The organism is Kitasatospora sp. NPDC056800, from assembly GCF_042789775.1.
Taxonomy (GTDB): Bacteria; Actinomycetota; Actinomycetes; order Streptomycetales; family Streptomycetaceae; genus Kitasatospora.
The window spans coordinates 87,813-102,985 of record NZ_JBHUAL010000003.1 but is presented as its reverse complement, the minus strand read 5'-3'; the positions used below and the strand labels follow the sequence as shown (position 1 = coordinate 102,985).

Annotated in this window: 14 protein-coding genes and 1 pseudogene; 8 read left to right on the top strand and 7 right to left on the bottom strand. The window is 75.0% G+C overall.

Annotated elements, in window-relative coordinates; all coding sequences use genetic code 11:
• Positions 1-315: 315 nt before the first annotated feature.
• The 7 genes from ACFRQN_RS01620 to ACFRQN_RS01590 all read left to right on the top strand — a co-directional run bounded on the left by ACFRQN_RS01620 (position 316) and on the right by ACFRQN_RS01590 (position 5,498).
• The gene (locus ACFRQN_RS01620; RefSeq protein WP_380737451.1) at positions 316-1,551 is read left to right on the top strand and encodes a serine hydrolase domain-containing protein; all 1,236 of its coding nucleotides are present in this window, start codon (positions 316-318) and stop codon (positions 1,549-1,551) included.
• 88 nt (positions 1,552-1,639) lie between these two features.
• Complete coding sequence (locus ACFRQN_RS01615; RefSeq protein ID WP_380737449.1) at positions 1,640-2,569, top strand: aminoglycoside phosphotransferase family protein; 930 nt, start codon at positions 1,640-1,642, stop codon at positions 2,567-2,569.
• Between the two features lie 142 nt (positions 2,570-2,711).
• Positions 2,712-3,068 carry a DUF6204 family protein gene (locus tag ACFRQN_RS01610; protein WP_380737447.1) on the top strand — a complete coding sequence of 119 codons (357 nt, stop codon included), beginning with the start codon at positions 2,712-2,714 and terminating at the stop codon, positions 3,066-3,068.
• A 78-nt stretch (positions 3,069-3,146) separates the two neighbouring features.
• Positions 3,147-3,686, top strand: coding sequence for a MarR family winged helix-turn-helix transcriptional regulator (locus ACFRQN_RS01605; protein WP_380737445.1), 540 nt, complete (start codon positions 3,147-3,149; stop codon positions 3,684-3,686).
• A gap of 158 nt (positions 3,687-3,844) precedes the next feature.
• A complete protein-coding gene (locus ACFRQN_RS01600) occupies positions 3,845-4,531 on the top strand; it encodes a class I SAM-dependent methyltransferase (RefSeq protein ID WP_380737443.1) in 687 nt (228 codons plus the stop codon).
• Positions 4,528-4,875 (top strand): sulfurtransferase TusA family protein, encoded by a 348-nt coding sequence (locus ACFRQN_RS01595; protein WP_380737441.1) that lies wholly within the window; start codon positions 4,528-4,530, stop codon positions 4,873-4,875. Before ACFRQN_RS01600 ends, ACFRQN_RS01595 begins: the two co-directional genes overlap by 4 nt.
• 173 nt (positions 4,876-5,048) lie before the next feature.
• Entirely contained in the window at positions 5,049-5,498 is a 450-nt protein-coding gene (locus tag ACFRQN_RS01590) for a hypothetical protein (protein WP_049654244.1), read from the top strand.
• An 87-nt stretch (positions 5,499-5,585) separates the two neighbouring features.
• Here the strand turns inward: ACFRQN_RS01590 and ACFRQN_RS01585 are convergent, their stop codons facing one another.
• From ACFRQN_RS01585 to def, 5 genes are all read right to left on the bottom strand, one after another.
• A complete protein-coding gene (locus ACFRQN_RS01585) occupies positions 5,586-6,542 on the bottom strand; it encodes a MerR family transcriptional regulator (protein WP_380737439.1) in 957 nt (318 codons plus the stop codon).
• Positions 6,543-6,608: 66 nt separating this feature from the next.
• The gene (locus tag ACFRQN_RS01580; protein ID WP_158077698.1) at positions 6,609-6,764 is read right to left on the bottom strand and encodes a hypothetical protein; all 156 of its coding nucleotides are present in this window, start codon (positions 6,762-6,764) and stop codon (positions 6,609-6,611) included.
• A 432-nt stretch (positions 6,765-7,196) separates the two neighbouring features.
• The gene (locus ACFRQN_RS01575; protein ID WP_380737437.1) at positions 7,197-8,630 is read right to left on the bottom strand and encodes an RsmB/NOP family class I SAM-dependent RNA methyltransferase; all 1,434 of its coding nucleotides are present in this window, start codon (positions 8,628-8,630) and stop codon (positions 7,197-7,199) included.
• Positions 8,631-8,765: 135 nt separating this feature from the next.
• Complete coding sequence (gene fmt / locus ACFRQN_RS01570) at positions 8,766-9,704, bottom strand: methionyl-tRNA formyltransferase (RefSeq protein WP_074002397.1); 939 nt, start codon at positions 9,702-9,704, stop codon at positions 8,766-8,768.
• Between the two features lie 118 nt (positions 9,705-9,822).
• On the bottom strand, positions 9,823-10,368 hold the full coding sequence (def, locus tag ACFRQN_RS01565; protein ID WP_380737435.1) for a peptide deformylase: 546 nt from the start codon (positions 10,366-10,368) through the stop codon (positions 9,823-9,825).
• A 322-nt stretch (positions 10,369-10,690) separates the two neighbouring features.
• Here def and ACFRQN_RS01560 point away from each other — a divergent pair.
• Positions 10,691-11,158, top strand: a pseudogene (locus ACFRQN_RS01560) (hypothetical protein); the annotation flags it as partial.
• A gap of 430 nt (positions 11,159-11,588) precedes the next feature.
• Here ACFRQN_RS01560 and ACFRQN_RS01555 read toward each other — a convergent pair.
• Positions 11,589-13,673 carry a primosomal protein N' gene (locus ACFRQN_RS01555; protein WP_380737433.1) on the bottom strand — a complete coding sequence of 695 codons (2,085 nt, stop codon included), beginning with the start codon at positions 13,671-13,673 and terminating at the stop codon, positions 11,589-11,591.
• Positions 13,674-13,813: 140 nt separating this feature from the next.
• Positions 13,814-15,037 carry a methionine adenosyltransferase gene (metK, locus tag ACFRQN_RS01550; protein ID WP_049651366.1) on the bottom strand — a complete coding sequence of 408 codons (1,224 nt, stop codon included), beginning with the start codon at positions 15,035-15,037 and terminating at the stop codon, positions 13,814-13,816.
• Positions 15,038-15,173: the final 136 nt, after the last annotated feature.

The window sequence follows — 15,173 nt, the reverse complement described above, 5'->3', positions numbered from 1 at the left end:
GGGGGCCGCCCCCCGCGGCGGGGGGGGGCCGCGCCCCCCGCCCGGCCCCCCCCCGCCGATCGGCAGGGGAGGCCCGGCCGCTTTCCCGCCGGATTCCTGCCGAACGGCACATGCGCGAAGGGGCTTCCGGCGATCACTCTTGGGGGCATCGCGACGGTGGCCACCCGGGCCGCCGCGGAAGGGAGTCCTCACCGTGTTCCGTGCCCGCGCTCTCCGCCTTCGCACCGGTCGCGTGCAACTGAATGACCGTCAGCCGCGTGTTCTCCAGGGCGGATCGCTCCGGCCCGCAGCCGTCCCACCCGCTTCGGAGGGCACATGGCCGTCAGCAAACCCGCCACCCTCGCGCGGGGCCTCGCCGCCCTGCTCCTCGCGGCGGCGTCCGCATCCACCGCACCCGCCTTCGCCGCCACGCCTGCTCCGGCCGCTCTCGGTCCGGCTGTCCTCGATCCGGCTGCCCTCGACGCCGCGATCGCCGCCCGGCCGGGCGACCCGGTGGCGGGCGCGGTCGCCCGGGTGACGGCCGACGGCCTGGTCTGGCGCGGCAGCGCCGACGATCCGGTGAGCGGGCGGCCGGTGGCGCCGGACGCGGCGTTCCGGATCGGCAGCATCAACAAGACCTTCGTCGCCGCGGTGCTGCTCCAACTCGCCGCCGAGCAGCGGATCTCCCTGGACGGCACCGTCCAGCAGTACCTGCCCGGCACGCTGCCCGCGAGCTTCACGCTGCCGATCACCGTCCGTCAACTCCTCGACCACACCAGCGGACTTCCGCAGGCCGTCGAGGGCCCGGAACTCGAGGGCACCGAGCTGGAGAAGCGCGACGGCCTGATCGCCAACCGCTTCGCGATCGAGACGCTCGACCTGGTCGTCCAGCGGACGCTCCGGCCCCACCCGGAGCGCGGCCTGCCCGAGGCCGGCCCGGCCTTCGATCCGGGCATCGAGCAGGAATACAACAACTTCAACTACCGGGTGGCGGGCCGGATCATCGAGCAGGTGACGGGGCACACGATCAGGGAGGAGGTGACGGCCCGCATCCTGAAGCCGCTCGGCCTGCGGCACACCGAGGTGACGGAGGGCAGGCCCGCGATGCCCGAGCCCCACCTGGCCGGCTACGTCCCCGACAGCGCCGACACCCCGACGGACGTCTCCGAGCAGGGCGGCAACCCGGAGTCGATGGTGTCCACCCCGGCCGACCTGGACAGGTTCCTGCGCGCCCTGCTCGACGGCGAACTCCTGCCTCCGCAGCAGCTGCACGACCTGCTCACCCTGCCGCGCGACGCCTCCGGCCGGCTGGTGCCCGTACGCGGAGCGGGCGAGTGCCTGTTCGGTCCGGACAAGGGTCGGGCCTGCTACAGCGCCGGACTGATGGCCGTCCCGCTGCAGGACGGCACGGTGCTCTGGGGCAAGACCGGGCACGACCTCGGGTACTCCGACGGCGTCTTCACCACCCCGGACCTGCGCAGGCGGCTGGTCTACTCCGTCGGCGCCGGGAGCGGCACCCCGGCACCGGTGCTCCGCCTCGCCGTCACGACCTTCGGTCCCTTCGCCCCCTGAGCCCGACCGGACCGGACCGAACCGGACCGAACCGGACCGAACCGGCAAGCCACACCAGCGCCCTCCCCCCACCGTCGAAAGGAAGCAGATGATCAGCATCCCCGGCGGGCTCGCCCGCACCACCATCGACCGTGAGGGAGCCCCCGGCGCGGCCTGGATCGCCGAACTCCCCGGCCTCGCCGCCGAGCTGCTGGAACGCTGGGGCTGCGTGCCGGACGGCGCCGCCACCCACGGCGGGGTCGGCCTGATCCTCCCGGTCCGGCAGGCGGCCGAGCGCGTGGCCGTACTGAAGGTCTCGTTCCCCCACCCCGGCAACGTGCACGAGCCGGACGCCTTCGCGGTGTGGGCGGGCCGGGGCGCCGTCCGGCTCTACGAACGGGACGACGAGCGCTTCGCGATGCTGCTCGAACGGGCGAGCCCGACCACGCTCGCGGAGGCCCGGGACGGCGACGAGGTGCCGACGGTCGCCGGGCGGCTCAGCCGGCGGCTCGCCGTCCCGGCGCCCCCGGGCCTGCCCCGGCTGAGCGAGCAGGCCGCGGAATGGGAGGCCGGCCTGCGCGCCGACGCGGCCTCCCTCTCCCACCCCCTGCCGGCCCGCACGGTCGGCGCCGCCCTCGCCACCGTCCGCGAACTCGCCCGCACCCAGCCGGACGTGCTCGTCCACGGGGACCTCCACCCCCGCAACATCCTGCGGGCGGAGCGCGAACCCTGGCTGGCCGTGGACCCCAAGGGCTACGTGGGAGACCGCGCCTACGACGGCGGTGCGCTGCTCAAGGTCCACGCCCTGACGCTGCTCGACGCGCCGGACCGGCAGCGCGCTCTCCTCCGCGCGCTCGACGTCTTCGCCGAGGCCGCCGAGCTGGACCGCGAACGCCTCCGCCGCTGGACCCAACTCCACGCCGTCCAGGCCGCCTTCCACGGTCGGCGGCACGGCTTCCGGCGCGCCCGAGGAGGCCCCGGGCTCGACCGGCTCACCCGGTACGCGGACGAGCTCGCCGAAGCACTCACCCCCGGCTGACCGGCGCCCACCACCACCGGCGACCACCCGACGACCGCCTACGGGCACCCAAGGAGACCCGCGACCACCGACCGTCACCGAGAAGCGCCCGGCCCAGGAATCACGTTGGCGGTCGGCGGCCCGCACTGCCTATGGTCGGGGGATGACCACTCGAACCTTCCGCATCATGGTGCGCGGCGTCTTCGACGGCCTCACCGCCGACCAGCGTGCCGAACTGCTCGCCGCCGCCCCCGAGCACGACGTGCTGCGCGCCGCCTTCACCCGCGAGGGCCACCTCAGCTACGACCTCTCCGCCCGGGCCGCCTTCACCTTCCGCTTCCTCGACGAGGGCGAGGCCGAGGAGGACATCCTGGAGGCCACCGAGCGGGCCGAGCAGTCGGCGCGGGACTGGCTCATCGAACGCGGCTACGGCTACAAGAACCTCCGCTCCCAGGCCGAGGACCTCTCCCAGGCCCCGCTCGGCAAGCGTCAGCGCCGCGCCGCCAACACCGCGCACTGACCCACCCCTCCCCTCCCCCTCCGCCACCTCCTTGACGGCTCGCCCTAGCGCTATACTTGAGCAGTCAAGGAGGTGGCAATGACAGAGCGTCCAGACCATCAGCGTTCAGACCAGCAGCAGCCGGACCAGGTGGACCGGGCCGCGACCGCACCAGCCGCGACGAACCCGAGCCCCGATCCCCTCGACACCGCCCTGCGGCTGGTCCGCGCCCAGACCGCCGTGGTCAAGCGCTTCGACGCGGGCCTCAGCCGCCTGCACGGCGTCAGCCTGGCCGACTTCACCATGCTGCTCCACCTCTCCCAGGCCCCCGGCGGCCGGATGCGCCGGGTCGACCTCGCCGAGGCCCTCGGGCTCACCGCCTCCGGCGTGACCCGCGGCCTCGCACCGCTGGAGCGGATCGGCCTGGTCGCCCGCGAGGCCGCCGCCCGCGACGCCCGGGTCACCTACGCCGCCCTCACCCCGACCGGCCGCGAGCGGCTCGCCGAGATGCTGTACACCGCCCGCAAGGTCGCCGCCGAGCACTTCGCGGCCGAGCAGTGGAGCGCCGAGGACCTCGGCCGGCTGTCCACCCTGCTCACCCGCCTCGGCGGCACCGCCCCGGGCCGGCACCTCGGCTGATCCGCCCGCCTCACCGCCCCCGCGCACGACCTTCCGTACCCCGCCACACCCTCCACCCGAGCCCACCTCCTAGGCTGGCCCCACACCACGGGCACCTCCGTGCCATCTGGCACCACTGGCACCACCCGCACCACCCCACCCCCGCGAAGGGCCGCACCATGACCGACACCCCCGACACCGGGCCCGGCCCGGAGCGCGCCCTCGCGGACGCCCAACGCGCGCACTGGCAGCAGACCTACACCGCCAACCCGGGGATGTACGGCGAGCGGCCTTCCGCCCCCGCCGAGTACGCCGCCGGAGTGTTCGCCGCCGCCGGGGCCCGGGAGGTGCTGGAACTCGGCGCCGGTCACGGACGCGACGCGCTGTACTTCGCCCGGGCGGGTTTCCGCGTGCTGGCCGCCGACTTCAGCCCGACCGGCCTGGAGCAGCTGCGCGCCACCGCGGCGGACCAGGGCCTGGCCGACCGGCTCTCGGTCCTCGCCCACGACGTCCGCGACCCGCTGCCCCTCCCCGACGCCTCCGTCGACGCGGTCTTCGCCCACATGCTGCTCTGCATGGCGCTCTCCACCGGGGAGATCGAGGCGCTCGTCGCCGAGGTCCGCCGGGTCCTGCGCCCGGGCGGCACCCTCGTCCACACCGTCCGCCACACCGGCGACGCCCACTACGGCGCCGGCACCGGCCACGGGGACGACATCTGGGAGCACGGCGGCTTCGCCGTCCACTTCTTCCCCCGCGAGCTGGTGGACAGGCTCGCCGAAGGCTGGCACCTGACCGACGTCCACCCCTTCGAGGAGGGCGAACTGCCCCGCCGCCTCTGGCGCATCACCCAGGAGAAGCCCCGATGACCGCCCCCGACGCCACCGCAGGGACCCCCGAAACCGCCACCCCCGACGCCCCGAACGCCCCCGACCTCACCATCGACGGCACCGGCCTGCTCTGCGTCCAGCTCCTGCTCCGGCTGCGCGCCCGGATCGCGCACCTCCCCGCCGGCGCGGTGGTCCACATCCACACCACCGACCCCGCCGCCCCGCTCGACCTCCCCGCCTGGTGCCACCTGACCGGCCACGAGTACCTCGGCCGGGTCCCGTACGAGGCCACCGACCGCGAGGTGTACGCGCTGCGCCTCACCTCCGCCCCGGTCCAGACCCGCCCCGACCGCCCCTGGCACCCGGCCCCCGTCACCGACTGACCGGCTGACCGACCCGCCCCGCAGGGCGCACCCAGAGCGGGCCACGGCTGCCGCACGCTCCAGGAAGCCTGGCAACGGGCCCGAGGACGGCTCGCGGCCGAGGCCCCCGCAGCGACCGGTGTGCCACCATGATGAGGTACGAACGATCCAGCGCCACAGGGAGGTTGACCGCCGTGGACCCGATCATCAGCTGCCGCTGGCAGGACCCGAGCGGCGAGTGGGCCCTGACCGTCGGCCACAACGGCGACGCCTGGGAACTGCTCGCCTCGGCCCCCTCCTCGTCGGAGTCGATCCCCTTCGCGAACCCGGACGAGGTCCGCCGGCTCGCCCAGGCCCTGCTGGACCTGCCCGCCGAACCCGAGCCGTACGAGTTCGAGTGGCAGCTCTCCCGCAGCGGGCCGGCCCCCGCCCCGGGCGGGCCGCAGCCCCACTTCGCGACCTTCGCCGTCGGCCTCGACCCCACCGACGACCACCGCCCGTACCTCGCCTACCAGTCCTACTACGACCTGGGCCGGGCGACCGGACTCGGCCTGGAGGTGATCTGCGAGGACCCGCCGGTCGACCACCTCCGTGCCCAGGCCCACGCCTTCCTTACCACCTTCTCCGGCCCCACCCGCCGGTAGCCGTACAGACCCACGGCCCCACGGCCCCACGGCCCCACCACCTCGCCACCTCGCCACCTCGCCACCTCGCCGCCGAGCAGCCCCGACTCACGCCACCGCGCGCACCGCCCAGTCCACCTCGGCCGCCCAACTCTCGGGCGCGGCCCAACCGTTGACCACCGCCAGCAGCTCCAGGTACCGCTCCCGCCGCGGATCGGCCAGCGCCCCCAGCCGCTCCGCCAACCGGTCGCGCACCGCCCCGGCTTCCCCCGGCACCGCCCCCGCACAGCACCGCCCGTACCGCTCCACCAGCACCGCGACGACCGCCGCCGCCTCCGCCGACCCGGGCTCCACCCCGGCCGCGACCGCCGGCCCGGCCAACTCCCGCACCGCCACCGCCAGTCCGGGCCTCGGCAGCCCCGTGCCGGCCGCCTCCGCGGCCTCCGCCTCGGCGAGCCCGCGCAGCAGCGCCCGGAACCCGGCATCCCCCGCCAGCTGCGCCAACTCCACCCAGGCCTCGACCTGTTCGACCGACGGTTCCTCCGGCAGCTCCGGCGTCAACGAGCGCGCCACCGCGGCGAACCGCCCGCCGCCCCCGACCCCGCCGTCTTCGATCCCGCCGTCTTCGATCCCGCCGAACACCCCTGTCAGGAACTCCCCGATCAGGCGTCCCCGTTCATCCTCCGTGAGCCGGGCCAACCGGTGCACGAGCGTCAACTCCTCAGGTGTGGAACCGAGCCGGGCCACCGCCCCGAGCACCGCCCGCCGCAGCCGCAGCACCCGGATCTGGAGGTCGATCGCCTCCGCCTGCGCGGCGGCGACGTCGGCCGGCGTCAGTTCACGCTCCACCACCCGTCGGATCGCGGGCAGTCCGAGCCCGAGTTCCCGCAGGGCAAGGACCAGTTCGAGGCGTGCGACGGCCTCGGGGCCGTACCGCCGGTGGCCGGCCGGGTTGCGGTCGGCCGGCGACACGATCCCCTGGTCCGAGTAGAAGCGGACGGTCTTGACCGTCAGCCCCGTGCGCCGGGCCAGCTCACCGATCGTCCAGAGCGCGTCGCCGTTCATGGCCACCACCCTGCTACCTCCCCCTACAGGAGATGCAAGCCGCCCACGGCCGCGGCCGCCCCCGTCTCACCCACGGGGCCCGCGCCGACGCCCCTCCTCCCGCCCGGAGCGCCGCGGTGTCCGCCAGGCGGCGAACAGGATGCCCGCCGCGCCGATGACCGCCTGGAGCGCCCCCGTACCGGCCAGCAGGCAGATCAGGGTGCACACCGCCAGGATCGACATCAGGGCGATCAGATCGAGCGCGCGGCCGTCCGTCCCGGCACCACCGTCACCCCGCGAACCGGCAGGCTCCCCCGTCGAACGTCGAATCTCCGATGACACTGCCGCCTCCCACGGCCGGGGAGGGCAGCGCCGAGGATCCGACTCCACACAACGAAACAGCCGCATCGCGCCGCATGTCTTGTGGGGTTGCTTCCCCGGCTTCCGCCGCTCGACGCGACGAAGCCTGCCCCCCAAAGATCATGCAGCCGAGCGGCTACACAGCAGCCATGGAAGCCGACATCCGACGCCGCGTCAACCCCGCCCGGACAGGCGGCGGTTCACCTGCCGGAGCCGACCGGCCGGCCTCCCCGCCGAAGCGACGACCCCGGCCGAAGCGACGACCCCGGCCGGGGATGCGACCCCGACCGGGGAGGCGGCATCGGCACCCCGCCGTCAGGCGGTACGCCGCAGCAGCGCCAGGTACATCGCGTCCGTCCCGTGCAGGTGCGGCCACAGCTGCACGTCCGGGCCGTCGCCGAGCGCCGGGACGCCGGGCAGCAGCGGGCGCGCGTCGATCCACTCGACCCGGCCGCCCTCGGCCCGCAGCACGTCGTCCACGACCGCCCGGGTCTCCGCGAGGTGCGGCGAGCAGGTCGCGTAGCCGACCACGCCGCCGACCCGGGTGGCCTCGATGGCCGAACGCAGCAGGTCCCGCTGGAGCGGGCCGAAGGCGGCGATGTCCGCCGGCCGGCGCCGCCAGCGCGCCTCCGGGCGGCGGCGCAGCGCGCCGAGGCCGGAGCACGGCACGTCGACCAGCACCCGGTCGAAGCCTTCGGACCGCCAGGCCGGGCGCGTCCCGTCGGCCGCGATCACGGTGTACGGGCCGGGGTTGCCCGCCAGCGCCCGTGCCACCAGCCGGGCCCGGTGCGGCTGCTTCTCGCTCGCGACCAGCGCCGCGCCCCGCTCGGCGGCCAGCGCGCCGAGCAGCGCGGCCTTGCCGCCGGGGCCCGCGCAGCCGTCCAGCCAGAGCCGGTCCGGCCCGTCCAGCGGCGCCGCGGCCAGTGCCAGCGCGACCAGCTGGCTGCCCTCGTCCTGCACGCCCGCCCGGTTCTCCTGGACCGCCGCGACCGCGCCCGGGTCGCCGCCCTCGGCGAGCCGCAGGGCGAACGGGGACCAGCGGCCCGGTTCGGCCTCGGGCAGCGCGTCGGCCAGCTCGTCGACGGTGGCCCGGCCGGGGCGGGCGACCAGGGTGACCTCGGGCCGCTCGTTGTCGGCCCGCAGCAGGTCCTCCATCGCGGCGCGCCCGGAGGCGTCCGGCTGCCAGCGGCCGAGCGAGTCCCAGAGCGCGGAGACCACCCAGCGCGGGTGCGAGTGCACGACCGCCAGGTGGTCCTCGGCGTCCTTGTCGTACGGCGGGGCGACCTTCTCGATCCAGGCATCCAGGTCGTGGGCGCTGATCCGGCGCAGCACGGCGTTGACGAACTTGGCCTTGCCGTCGCCGAGCACCACCCGGGCCAGCTCGACGGTCGCCGAGACGGCCGCGTGGCTGGGGATGCGGGTGGTGAGCAGCTGGTGGGCACCGAGCGAGAGCACGTCCAGCACCGGCGGGTCGACCTTGCCGAGCGGCCGGTCGATGCAGGCGGCGATGACCGCGTCGTAGGTGCCCTGCAGGCGCAGGGTGCCGTAGACCAGTTCGGTGGCGAGGGCGGCGTCGCGCCGGTCCATGCCCTTCTGCTCGGCCTCGCGGAGCAGCGAGGGCAGGATCAGGTTGGCGTACGCGTCGCGCTCGTCGACGGCACGCAGCGCGCGGAACGCGACGATCCGGGCCGGGTCCTTCTTCGGGCGGCGGTGCGGGCGGGGGGCGCGCTTGGCGCTGGGGGTGGTCACAGGTGCCTCAAGGTGCTGCGGTGGTTATCAACGAACGGTGGTTAGCAACGAACTCGGACGACAACGCAATCGGACGACAACGAAGTCGAACGAACACGGACGATCTCAAACGAACAGTAGCGCCAAACCGGAGCGTCAGCCCCCGAAGCGCTCCCCCGCCTCCAGGCGCGCGCCCCGGGCCCAGTCGGCGGCCCGCATCTCCTTCTTCCCCTGCGGACGCACCTCCCCGAGCTCGATGTCGTGGCTGCCGGTCCCGACCCGGACGCTGTTCTTGCCCGCCATCGCGACCTCTCCCGGCGCCAGCTCGGTGGAGTCCGGCAGCAGCCTGACCGGCCCGGTGACCTTCAGCCGCTCACCCCGGAACTCCGTCCAGGCCCCCGGCGCCGGCGCGCAGCCGCGCACCACCCGGTCGATCCGCAGCGCGGGGTGGCTCCAGTCGATCCGCGCGTCCTCGACGCTGATCTTCGGCGCGAGCGTGACGCCCTCGGCCGGCTGCGGCACGGCGTGCAGGGAGCCGTCCTCGATGCCGTCCATGGTGGCCGCGAGCAGCCGCGCACCGGAGAGGGAGAGCCGGGTGAGCAGCTCGCCGCTGGTGTCGGTCGGGCGGATCTCCTCGGTGATCACGCCGTAGACCGGGCCGGAGTCCAGGCCCTGCTCGATCAGGAAGGTGGACGCGCCGGTGACCTCGTCGCCGGCCAGCACCGCGTGCTGGACCGGGGCCGCGCCGCGCCAGGCGGGCAGCAGCGAGAAGTGCAGGTTGACCCAGCCGTGCTTGGGGATCTCCAGGGTGCCGGGGCGCAGCAGCGCGCCGTAGGCGACCACCGGGCAGCAGTCGGGGGCGAGTTCGGTGAGCCGGGCGACGAAGTCCGGGTCGCTGGGCTTCGCCGGCTTGAGGACCTCGATCCCGGCCTCCTCGGCGCGCTGGGCGACGGGGCTGGCGACCAGCTTGCGCCCGCGCCCGGCCGGGGCGTCGGGGCGGGTGACCACGGCGACGACCTCGTGCCGGTCCGAGGCGAGCAGGGCGTCCAGGGCGGGAACGGCGACCTCGGGGGTGCCGGCGAAGACGAGACGCATCAAGTGCCTTTCTGCAAACGGAAGTTCAAGAAACCAACGAAGACCGACAACGACCGGGGAAGACCACCGGGGCCACCAGGACCGCCGGCAGCGACGGAACCGAAGGAACCGGCCGGACTCAGCGGGCGGAACCGAAGGTGCTGTGCGGCGAGACCTTGACCACCGGGGCCGGCCCGGCGCCCCAGTCCGCCTCCCGGATCGCCTTCAGCGCGGCCTTGCGCTGCTCGCGGTCCAGCCGGTCGATGAAGATGATGCCGTCCAGGTGGTCGGTCTCGTGCTGGATGCACCGGGCGAGCAACTGCGTGCCCTCCACCGTCACCGGATCGCCGTACATGTTGAAGCCCTTGGCCACCACGCCGTACGCGCGCGTGGTGTCGTAGCGCAGGCCCGGCAGCGACAGGCAGCCCTCGGGGCCGTCCTGCTCCTCCTCGCTCAGCGACAGGTCCGGGTTGATCAGGTGCCCGGTGGCGCCGTCCACGTGGTACGTGAACACCCGCAGCGAGACGCCGAGTTGCGGCGCGGCGAGGCCGGCGCCGGGGGCGTCCAGCATGGTGTCGGTGAGGTCGCCGACCAGCTTGCGCAGTTCCTTGTCGAAGGTGGTCACCGGCTGGGCGGTGGACCGCAGGACGGGGTCTCCGAAGAGACGGATCGGCTGGATCGCCACGGGGTACGGGCTCCTGTCCGTAGGGGCGCGGGCTGCGGTCGGCGGCTGGTTCACCCGCCAGTCTATGCAACCCGCGCGGCCGCCCGCCGAGGGCTTCCCCGGAGTCCGGACCGGCACCGGACCGGCACCGCCTCAGGGCCCGGACCGGCGCCGGATCAGCACCGGATCGCCGCCGGATCGCCGCCCGGCACGCCCCGACTGTGCCGAGCCGCGTTACCCCGGCCCCCGCTTCGGCGTTGGTCAAGAGAGATTGACCGGGGCCGGGCGCACGGGACACCGCGTCCCGGCCGAGCTGAACCGTACGGAAGGTGGCACGTAGGCCATGGCCGAGCAGATCAACCACGACGCCCGGGCGCGGGCGAGCCTGCACCTGCTGGTGCGGGACATCGAGCGGGTGAGGCGGCAGGTCGACGCGCTGCGGACGCTCACCGCTCAACTGGGCAACGTCTACCGTCCGCGCCGACCGAGCACCTCGGCCGGCTTCGTGGTGTACGGGCGGGCGCCGGCGCCGACCGTGCGCCTGGCACAGGAGCTGCGGGAGAGCGTGGAGACCCTGGTGGCGGCGGCGGTCGAGTTCGACCGGGCGCTGGGGTTCTCCTGGGACTCGGTGGGCTCCGCCCTCGGGGTCACCAAGCAGGCGGTGCACCGGCGCTACGGGATGCGCCGGCCGACCAGCGAACTCCTCGCCGCGAGCGGCGCCGTCCCGGGCCAGGCCCGTCCGGACCGCTCCGAGGAGCTGCCCACGGGCACCGAGCGCACCGGACTGGCCACGACCGTCCCGGCGGCCCGCCAGGGCGGCCTGGACGGTCGCGCCCTGGAGCGCGCCACGATCGACCGCACCGGCATCGACCGCACGCCGATGGACCGCACCACGATCGACCGCACGCCCATCGACCGAACCGGCATCGGCCGCGCCGGCATCGACCGGGGCGCGCTGGACCGGGGCCCGCTGGACCGCCCCGGCATCGACCGCACCACGATCGACCGCACCCCCGTCGACCGCACCACGACCGACCGCAGCACCCCCGTCGACCGCCCCCAGGCGGACCGACCCGGCATCCCGCTGCGCGGCTGACCGAGCCACGCACCCGGGCCGTCCGGGGCGGGGTGGCCCACTCACCCCGCCCCGCCGGGCCGCCGGTCCCCAAGCCCCCGAACGCGACGCACCCACCCGCGAGCCCCCGAAGCCCCCGACCCCCGCCCCTCAGCCGATGTCCGTCTCAGCCGATGTCCGTCGGATCCACCCGCACCCGCACCGGCTCCGCCGTCCGCAGCGCGATCCGCGCGATCTGCGCCGCCTTGAGCGCCGCCGCCAGCGCGGCCCCCTGCCCGGGCGGCACCCGCAGCAGCGCCCGCTCCTGCTCCTCCCCCCGCAGCGCCGGCGACGGCACCGGCCCGAGCACGTCCGCCTCCTCCGGCAGCCGGATCAGGTTCAGCAGGTCCGCGACCGCCGAGGGGCTGCCGCTCACCGAGGCCATCCGGGACACCGGCGGGAAGTGCAGCTGCGCCCGTTCGTCCCGTTCCAGCCCGGCGTGCCCCAGCGGGTCCCACCGGACCAGTGCCTGCACCGGACGGGCCGAGGGCTCGGCGACCACGACCACCGTCCCGCCCTCCGTCGAGGACCGCGCCAGCGCGGCCGCCGTGAGCCAGAGCCGCAGCGTCTCCTCCCCCGCCCGCAGGTCCGGCCGGCCGAGCAGCGCCCAGCCGTCCAGCAGCAGCACGGCCCCGTACCCGCCGCCGCCCTCGACCACCGGTTCCGCGCCGGGCGTGGAGATCACCAGGGAGGATTCGTCCGGCACGGTGGCCAGCACCGCGTCCCGGCCCGAGGTCCGCACCGGGATGCGCGGGAACGCCTTGCCCAGCTCCTCCGCCGTCCGCCGGGCCCCGACCACCTGGGCCCGCAGCCGGAAGGACCCGCACTCGGGGCAGTGCCAGTCGTTCTCCGGCTCCCCGCACCAGGCGCAGCACAGCGTGGCGTCCGCCGAGGGCGCCTCCAGCGGCCCCTCGCAGCGCCGGCAGCGGGCGGGGGTCCGGCAGCGCCCGCAGGCCAGCCGGGGCACGTAGCCGCGCCGGGGCACCTGGATGAGCACCGGGTGCCCGGCGGCCAGCGACTCCCGGGCGGCCTCCCAGGCCACCGAGGGCAGCCGGGCGGCCTGGGCGGCGGCGTCCCGGTGCTGGTCCTGGTCGGTGACGGTCCGCACCCGGGGCGCGGCCTGCCGCACCGTCTCGCGGTCCGCGACCAGCGGGCGCGCCCAGCCGGTGCTGACCAGCTGCGCGCCCTCGACCGTCACCGCGTGCCCGCCGAGCAGCACCGCGGCGCCCTCGTCGGCGGCCCGCAGCAGCGCCACCTCGCGCACGTGCGGGTGCGGGGCGCGCGGGTCGCTGTGGCTGCCGTCGCCGTCCGACCAGACGACGACCAGCCCGAGGTCCCGGACCGGCGCGAACATGGTGGCCCTGGTCCCGATCACGGCGCGCACCGAGCCCCGGCTCACCGCGAGCCAGCGCTTGTACCGCTCGCGCGGGCCGAGGTCGGCCTCCAGCGCCACGTGCGCCCCGGGGCCGAGCAGTTCGGTCAGTGCCTGGTCGACCCGGGCCACCGAGCGCCCCTCCGGGAGCACGACCAGCGCCCCGCGCCCGCCCGCCAGGGTCGCGGCCACGGCGCGTGCGATCTCGTACGGCCAGCCGGGCCCGGGCAGCGCCGCCCAGACCGCGCGCGGCGAGCCGCCGGCGGTGAGCGAGGCGAGGAAGTCGGGCCCGGCGGGGTAGCGCTGCCAGCCGCCGGGGGCCGGGGCGGCCGGGCGCGGCAGCGGCGGGGGCGAGGGTTCGGCCTCGGCCTTGGCGTGCCGGGGCGGGACGGCCAGCTGGAGCACGTCGGCCAGCGTCCCGGCGTACCGGTCGGCGACGGTCCGGCACAGCCGCAGCAGCTGCGGGGTGAGCACCGGCTCGGGCGAGAGCACCTGGGCCAGCGGGGCGAGCGGGCCGGCGAAGTCGCTCTTCTCCAGCCGGGCGACGATGAACCCGTCGTGCAGTTCCCCGCCCTCGCGCTGGCCCTTCACCACCCGCGCCCCGAACCGCACCCGCACCCGCACCCCGGGCTGGGCCTCCTCGGCCATGGCGGCCGGCACGGCGTAGTCGAAGAACTTGTCGATGGTGAGCACGCCCTTGTCCACCACGACCCGGGCCACCGGCAGGTGTTCGGCCCGCTTGGCCCCGTGCCAGGTGCGCGGCTTGGCCCGCTTGACCGTCTCCCGGATGAACGCCAGCTGCTCCGGCTCGGCGGCCCCGTTCTCCCCTGTGCTGCTCATCGCCACCAAGTACTACCAGGTCACACCGACAATGCACGAAGCGGCGCCCACCCCCGAACGGGGACGGGCGCCGCTTCCGGGCGCTACGGGCCGAGCGTCAGAACGCTACGGGCCGGCGCTCGGGCACCGGGCGCAGGACGTCAGTCCTGGACGGCGGCCTTCAGCTGCTCCACGCGGTCGGTGCGCTCCCAGGTGAAGTCCGGCAGCTCACGGCCGAAGTGGCCGTACGCGGCGGTCTGGGAGTAGATCGGGCGCAGCAGGTCCAGGTCGCGGATGATCGCGGCCGGACGGAGGTCGAAGACCTCGGAGACGGCCTTCTGGATCGCCAGGACCGGCACCGACTCGGTGCCGAAGGTCTCCACGAACAGGCCGACCGGCTCGGCCTTGCCGATCGCGTACGCGACCTGCACCTCGGCGCGGCGGGCGAGGCCGGCGGCGACGATGTTCTTCGCCACCCAGCGCATCGCGTACGCGGCCGAGCGGTCCACCTTGGACGGGTCCTTGCCGGAGAAGGCGCCGCCGCCGTGGCGGGCCATGCCGCCGTAGGTGTCGATGATGATCTTGCGGCCGGTGAGGCCGGCGTCGCCCATCGGGCCGCCGATCTCGAAGCGGCCGGTCGGGTTGACCAGCAGGCGGTAGCCCTCGGTGGTCAGCTTGATGCCCTGCTCGGCCAGCGCCTTCAGCTCCGGCTCGACGACGAACTCGCGGATGTCCGGGGTGAGCAGCGACTCCAGGTCGATGTCACTGGCGTGCTGGGTGGAGACGACCACGGTGTCGAGGCGGACGGCCTTGTCGCCGTCGTACTCGATGGTGACCTGGGTCTTGCCGTCGGGGCGCAGGTAGGGGATGGTCCCGTTCTTGCGCACCTCGGTCAGGCGGCGGGAGAGGCGGTGCGCCAGGGTGATCGGCAGCGGCATGAGCTCGGGCGTCTCGTCCGACGCGTAGCCGAACATCAGGCCCTGGTCACCGGCGCCCTGCTTGTCCAGGTCGTCAGCGCCGTCCCCCTGGGTGGAACCCTCGACACGGGCCTCGTACGCGGTGTCGACGCCCTGCGCGATGTCGGGCGACTGGGCACCGATGGACACCGACACGCCGCAGGAGGCGCCGTCGAAGCCCTTCTTGGAGCTGTCGTAGCCGATCTCCAGGATCTTGTCCCGGACGAGCTGGGCGATCGGCGCGTACGCCTTGGTGGTCACCTCGCCGGCCACGTGCACCTGGCCGGTGGTGATGAGCGTCTCCACGGCGACCCGGGACGTCGGGTCCTCCCGCAGGAGAGCGTCAAGGATGGTGTCGCTGATCTGGTCAGCGATCTTGTCGGGGTGTCCCTCGGTCACGGACTCCGAGGTGAACAGGCGGCGAGACACAGCGCTCCCTGGGGTTGCAGCGGCTGCTGACTGAAGTTCCCCGGCTCGTACCGGGGAACTCCGGAAAGACTTGATTCCTGGAGTCTAACGGTCTGGTTCCGCCGAACGTCACCCGCTTCAGGATTTCTCGACCGCC

Bases quoted from the DNA above. Each gene is read 5' to 3' on its own strand.
- ACFRQN_RS01620 (WP_380737451.1), top strand. From the start codon at position 316: ATGGCCGTCAGCAAACCCGCCACCCTCGCGCGGGGCCTCGCCGCCCTG.
- ACFRQN_RS01615 (WP_380737449.1), top strand. From the start codon at position 1,640: ATGATCAGCATCCCCGGCGGGCTCGCCCGCACCACCATCGACCGTGAG.
- ACFRQN_RS01610 (WP_380737447.1), top strand. From the start codon at position 2,712: ATGACCACTCGAACCTTCCGCATCATGGTGCGCGGCGTCTTCGACGGC.
- ACFRQN_RS01605 (WP_380737445.1), top strand. From the start codon at position 3,147: ATGACAGAGCGTCCAGACCATCAGCGTTCAGACCAGCAGCAGCCGGAC.
- ACFRQN_RS01600 (WP_380737443.1), top strand. From the start codon at position 3,845: ATGACCGACACCCCCGACACCGGGCCCGGCCCGGAGCGCGCCCTCGCG.
- ACFRQN_RS01595 (WP_380737441.1), top strand. From the start codon at position 4,528: ATGACCGCCCCCGACGCCACCGCAGGGACCCCCGAAACCGCCACCCCC.
- ACFRQN_RS01585 (WP_380737439.1), bottom strand. From the start codon at position 6,542: ATGAACGGCGACGCGCTCTGGACGATCGGTGAGCTGGCCCGGCGCACG.
- ACFRQN_RS01580 (WP_158077698.1), bottom strand. From the start codon at position 6,764: ATGTCGATCCTGGCGGTGTGCACCCTGATCTGCCTGCTGGCCGGTACG.
- fmt (WP_074002397.1), bottom strand. From the start codon at position 9,704: ATGCGTCTCGTCTTCGCCGGCACCCCCGAGGTCGCCGTTCCCGCCCTG.
- ACFRQN_RS01555 (WP_380737433.1), bottom strand. From the start codon at position 13,673: ATGAGCAGCACAGGGGAGAACGGGGCCGCCGAGCCGGAGCAGCTGGCG.